The sequence below is a fragment of the Butyrivibrio sp. INlla16 genome, from assembly GCF_900104155.1.
Taxonomy (GTDB): Bacteria; Bacillota; Clostridia; order Lachnospirales; family Lachnospiraceae; genus Butyrivibrio.
Map to the genome: position 1 here is coordinate 1 of NZ_FMYB01000106.1, position 5043 is coordinate 5043.

At 39.6% G+C, this 5043-nt stretch carries 5 protein-coding genes and 1 pseudogene; 4 read left to right on the plus strand and 2 right to left on the minus strand.

Translation table 11 applies throughout. From position 1 onward, the window contains the following. On the plus strand, positions 1–463 hold a 463-nt coding region (locus tag BLR42_RS21780), incomplete at its 5' end, for a transposase (RefSeq protein WP_139165248.1). Positions 464–942: 479 nt separating this feature from the next. After that, positions 943–2598 carry a BspA family leucine-rich repeat surface protein gene (locus tag BLR42_RS21790; protein ID WP_091873741.1) on the plus strand — a complete coding sequence of 552 codons (1656 nt, stop codon included), beginning with the start codon at positions 943–945 and terminating at the stop codon, positions 2596–2598. Here the strand turns inward: BLR42_RS21790 and BLR42_RS21795 are convergent. Beyond that, on the minus strand, positions 2591–2776 hold the full coding sequence (locus BLR42_RS21795; protein ID WP_022763461.1) for a hypothetical protein: 186 nt from the start codon (positions 2774–2776) through the stop codon (positions 2591–2593). The genes BLR42_RS21790 and BLR42_RS21795 overlap by 8 nt on opposite strands. Before the next feature lie 444 nt (positions 2777–3220). Between BLR42_RS21795 and BLR42_RS21800 the strand changes: the two genes are divergently transcribed. Beyond that, positions 3221–3439, plus strand: a complete 219-nt coding sequence (locus BLR42_RS21800; RefSeq protein ID WP_022763462.1) for a helix-turn-helix domain-containing protein — start codon at positions 3221–3223, stop codon at positions 3437–3439. Continuing rightward, complete coding sequence (locus BLR42_RS21805; protein WP_091873744.1) at positions 3436–4710, plus strand: HipA domain-containing protein; 1275 nt, start codon at positions 3436–3438, stop codon at positions 4708–4710. The genes BLR42_RS21800 and BLR42_RS21805 overlap by 4 nt, the downstream gene beginning before the upstream one ends. A 142-nt stretch (positions 4711–4852) precedes the next feature. Here the strand turns inward: BLR42_RS21805 and BLR42_RS21810 are convergent. Further along, positions 4853–5043, minus strand: a pseudogene (locus BLR42_RS21810) (IS110 family transposase); the annotation flags it as partial.

Sequence of the window (5043 nt, forward strand, 5' to 3'; positions counted from 1 at the left end):
CAAGGCTAAAGCAGATGAAATCAAAAACTCAGCTTATGCACTCGGCAAGGCTCCCGAAAATCTGACAGAGAACCAACAGAACCGGGTTGCCATGATTGCTGAGAATAACAGTCGTCTGTATCGAGCTTACCGAATGAAGGAAACGCTCCGTCTCATCTTAAAAATCAAAGATACTGACGAAGCAGAAGCCGCTCTTAAGCGGTGGCTCTGGTGGGCAAGTCACAGCAGGATTGATGCTTTCAAGGAGCTATACCTCAAGATCAAACGTCACAGGGAGCACATACTCAATGCAATACGGCTGGGTATGAGCAACGCACGAATTGAGGCTACTAATAACAAAATCAAACTGATCGTCCGCAAGGCATATGGTTTTCGCAATATCCAAAACATGCTCGATATGGTCTACTTAGTATGCTCGGATTTGAGGATTCCACTTCCTAACAGAAAACCTCGAGGCGCATGATCAGCATAAATGCTGGGGATGATGGCATTTTTCACCCACCATTACCCCTGAAGAGCCGTTTTATGTTGTAAATGCATTGATTGACGGAGGTAGCTCTGTTTGGTGTTACGGTTACAAGTCAAAGACAAAGAATGATAGCGATTTTACTAATTATTTAGTCGCAGGACACGGTTGGAAGAATTCTAAAAAGATAAAACTTAAAAAAGGAAAGAAGTATTACATCAAATTTAGCAGCACCGGCCATAAAGCTGTTCCCGTACAGATCAGAGTTAAGAAAGTTAAATAATTGTTTTGATAATATCAGGGTTTGCTTTTTAGCAAGCCCTGATATTATATTTAAGGAGAATATGTAAACATGAAGAGAGCACTTGTATTGTAATTAGTATTTGTGCTATATTCATCCTTCGAGGGGACAGATCTGTAAACAGTATTTGGGGCTGTTTGAGGATAAAAGAAAGAAGTTTTAAGGGGAAATCAAAATGGAAAGAAACAGAAAATCGTTGGTATGGGTCATCGCAGCTTTTCTTTGCGTGGCTCTTTTCTTCGGATGTTCATCCGGGAATTTCAAGATTAAGGCAGAAGCTGCCTCCAGTGCAACTTTAGTTACCGGGAATAACTTTAATAAGGCACTTAAAAAATTTGTAAGCAACAAGGTTTCCAGTTATACAGATGAAGATGAGACTATCGAGCATGTCATTTTTATGGCCAAGGGATCCACTCCAAATAAAAAGCTGCCTTCAAAGAATATTGGTACCGCAAATAATTCGGTTATGGCCTATTACGATAGTGAAAAGAAAACCGTATACATTTATTCTGCTGCAAATACCATATTTTTAAATGCTGATAGTGCAAATATGTTCTATGGATATACGGCAGTAAAAAGTATCGAATTTAATGGAAGAATAAGCACTTCCAGGGTAACAAACTTCAACGATATGTTTGGATTATGTCACAAGCTGGAGGTCCTTGATGTAAGCAACTTTGATACATCAAAGGCTACAGACCTTTCCAGTATGTTTAATCACTGTGATGTGTTAAAAACGATAGATATCAGTAATTTCAATACATCAAAGGTAACTTCAATGCATAGCATGTTTTTCTGGTGCTCTGCAGTTGAAAAATTGGATTTCAGTAATTTTGATACATCAAAGGTGAAATACTTCACTCAGATGTTTGTAGGATGTTATGGATTAGAGTCACTTGATCTTTCAAGCTTTAAAACTTCAAATGTTACTGAGATGTATAGGACTTTTGATTGCTGTAAGAATCTCAAATCACTCGATCTTAGCAATTTTGATACCTCGAAGGTTACCAATATGAAGTGGATGTTCGAGGGATGCTATAATCTCGAGAACCTGAATATAAGCAGTTTTAATACATCAAAGGTTACAGATTGCACAGAGATGTTAAATAGATGTGATAAGCTGAAAGTACTTGATGCGCCTAAGATTATAGGTAAGGCGATAGCTCTTCCCGGCGAGTTCGGACTTGATAATAACAAGGACGGCAAGGCTGATAATGAGACTGTATATAAAAAGCTTGGAGTAAAAAAGAGCGGAGCAAGTGACAGATATATCAACCTGAGGAAGGAAGAAGAAAAGAAACCGGATCCTTCAGAGGGTGGCGAATCAGGCAATGAAGGCGGATCGGAATCAGGAAATCAGGGTGATGGCTCTGAATCCGGCAAGCCGGAAGTGAAGCCGACTACGCCAAATGCGGTATCAGCCGAGTCATCGGTTCCTATCGATTCTGCTAATCAGTCAAAACCTTCTGAGCAGGCAGCGAAGGCTACCAATCCTGCAACACCTCAGGTAGAAGCAGAAGCGGCGGAGAAGATCGACGGCAAGCAGAAGAGAACATCAATTACAAAGCTCACCGCCGGCAAGAAATCAATCACAATTGCCTGGAAAAAGCAGACCGGCATTAAGGGCTATGAGATCCAGTACACCACAGACAAGAATTTCAATAAGGACGTAAATGCTGTAACTATAGTTAAAGCCAAGACTACTTCAAAAACCATAAAGAAGCTTAAAACCAATAAAAAATACTACGTCAGAATTCGTACTTATAAAAAATCAGGCGCTGAAAAGATCTACTCAAAGTGGAGTAAATCTAAGAGTGTGAAGGTTAAATAAAGAACAAAAAAGAGAAAGCTACTATACCCGCGAAGATCATTATTGCTGATGCTATGCCGGTGGCTTTCTCTTTTACTGTCTCTAAGTCTATATAACGGTTGTTGAAGCGAACCGTGTCTACGATTTTGGGTGAAGCTTTACCAATGAACGCTTTGTTTGCAGAATTATTGTGGCCCATAATTTTTCCTCCCATAAATCCATAAATGATTATAAAAACAACATCTAGTGGTTTTAAATGATTATAACCACAATATATAAAATGTTTATAAACTTGAGGAGAAAAAATATTAAAAAAAGAGCCCCAGTCCAATGAGGACTGAAGCTCTTGCATGCGATTGTACAGATTAAAAATTTGTTCCCTTGAGCGTGTATTCAAGGTCAGCAGGTGATTCAACTTTTCTTAAAGGAATGTACGCACTTGTCGTAAAATAGCCATCACCGGAGTGATAGTTTACATAAAGGTTAAAAAGATCCTTTATAAGGTCGTCATATGTTTGCGATAAAGCCGGAGCTTGACTAAGCCGAACGGCTAATATTATACTGTTTTTAGCGTGATAAAGCCGAACGGCTTATTATTTGACATTTTTGACTGAAATAAGCCGAACGGCTAAAAGGAGCAAATATGGTCATAGCGGATACTAAAATGTTTGGAGAGGCTTTGAAAAAGCGCAGGAAAGAGCTGGGATATACACAACGCTATATTTCAGAATTTACGGGCTTTAGCATCAGTTTCATTTCTGATCTGGAGAATGGAAAGAGCACGGCTGAACTTGGAAAGGCAATTTTCCTGGCGAATATGCTTGGATTGGATATTGTGATAAATTCAAGGGGCAACAAATGAGAAAATACGACGTTATTTTGGAAATACAGGGTAGACAGGTGGTAGTCGGATATATCGAAGGGGACTCATTTGATGACGCTAGGTTTCAATATGACGAAGACTACCTGTCTCAGAATAATCCAAAAGCGATATCGGTTTCATTACCCGTTCGGAAAGATCCATTTTCTGCGGAGCAAACGCGGGTGTTTTTTGACGGACTTCTTCCGGAAGGATTCATGAGAAAAACTATTGCCAGTAATATGCATTTTGATGAAAGGGATTATTTATCAATTTTGTATTATCTGGGGAAAGAATGTCTGGGGGCCATCAGGATTGGAGAAGCCGGTGATGTATATAAAACCGGTTATGATGCGATATCTTCAGATCAAGTAAGGCAGCTGGCTGCAGAAGGAGCGACCAAATCATCGGAGCTTGTTATCAAGACTCATCTATCATTGACCGGTGCTTCGGGTAAGGTTGGTCTTTATTATGATGGAGAAAATGATAAGTGGTATCTGCCGAGTGGAATCTCGCCAAGTACGCATATTGTCAAGCAGAGCCATATCCGGCTTGATGGGATTGTGACCAATGAGCAGTTGTCCATGATGGCTGCCAAGAAGTGTGGAATCGATATCCCGGAGAGCTTTATTATCAACATGGGGAAGGGAATTGATTCAGAGGTTCTTTTTGCTACGAGAAGATATGACAGAGTCATAAATGAAAAGTCAGAGATCATCAGCGGACTAAGACGACCTTTCAGACTTCATCAGGAAGATTTTGCACAGGCATTGGGCATCGCGGCAGCAGATAAATACGAAAAAAATGATGAGAACTATGTGGTAAGAATGTTTGAAGTCATCAGGAAGCATTCAGGGAATCCGTTGGAAGATCAGCTGAAGTTATGGCGCAGGATTATTTTTGATTATGTCCTTGGGAATACTGACGCTCATATCAAGAATTTCTCATTACTGTATAGCTATGATCTTGGAGAGAAGAGGCTTTCTCCGGCATATGATATGATAAGTACAGCTATATACGAAGCTGCTACCAGAGAGATGTCTTTCAATATTGGAGGCAAGAGGGTCCTTGATGAAATAGGGAAGGACGACTTCAAGAAAATGGCTTCACAAGTAGGTATTGGAGAAAAGATTTCCATGAGCGTTTTCGAGGATGTCCTTAATGGATTCGAGAATTCCATCCATGAGTCAGCAAGCGAACTGTCTTCCATGGGATTTGAGAATGCAATGGATATAGGTGATAGGATACTTCATGCCAGAAGGAGTGTCTTGTAGTTTTTAAAAAAGTGGAAATAAGTCCAGCTAAGAAATGTCAAGGAGTAAATTGAAAATGTTAGAAATTAGTCATTACCTGCATTTTGGGTAACCTTAATAAAGCTAATTCATTTATAGCACATTGAAAATGACAAATTAGATATTAGGCAGCTTTTGTAGTGCGGTTGAGTAGATCAAACTGCTTTCTGTGTTCTTCAGGAGTAATCATCTCATAGGGTTTGTTATCCCGAAGCATAGCAAAGATGATATTACACACTTTGTGCATTACAGCACCTATAGCAACGTTCTTCTTTTTGGTTTTACATTTCAAGGTGTAGAACTCATGAATGACTG